Source organism: Tritonibacter sp. SIMBA_163 (assembly GCF_046535935.1).
GTDB lineage: Bacteria > Pseudomonadota > Alphaproteobacteria > Rhodobacterales > Rhodobacteraceae > Epibacterium > Epibacterium scottomollicae.
In genome coordinates this window covers 1-246 of the sequence record NZ_JAWJBP010001051.1, presented here as the reverse complement: position 1 = coordinate 246, position 246 = coordinate 1, and the positions used below count along the sequence as shown (strand labels likewise).

At 64.6% G+C, this 246-nt stretch carries 1 pseudogene; it reads left to right on the top strand.

The features are described 5' to 3' along the window. Positions 1-28: 28 nt before the first annotated feature. Positions 29-246: pseudogene (locus R0J92_RS25550) on the top strand (microcin ABC transporter ATP-binding protein); the annotation flags it as partial.

Sequence of the window (246 nt, the reverse complement as noted above, 5' to 3'; positions counted from 1 at the left end):
GCTGGCAAGCCACCCCGAGGGCTCCTCGGTGCGTTTCAAGGGCGAGGAACTGATCAACGCCGGCGAAAAGCGGATGCGGCAGGTCCGCGGCAACGAGATCGCGATGATCTTCCAGGAGCCGATGACCTCGCTGAACCCGCTGCACCACATCGAGAAGCAGGTGTCGGAGCCGCTCTTGGTGCACAAGGGGATGACCCGCGAGCAGGCGCGAAAGCGCACGCTGGAGCTGCTCGACATGGTCGGCAT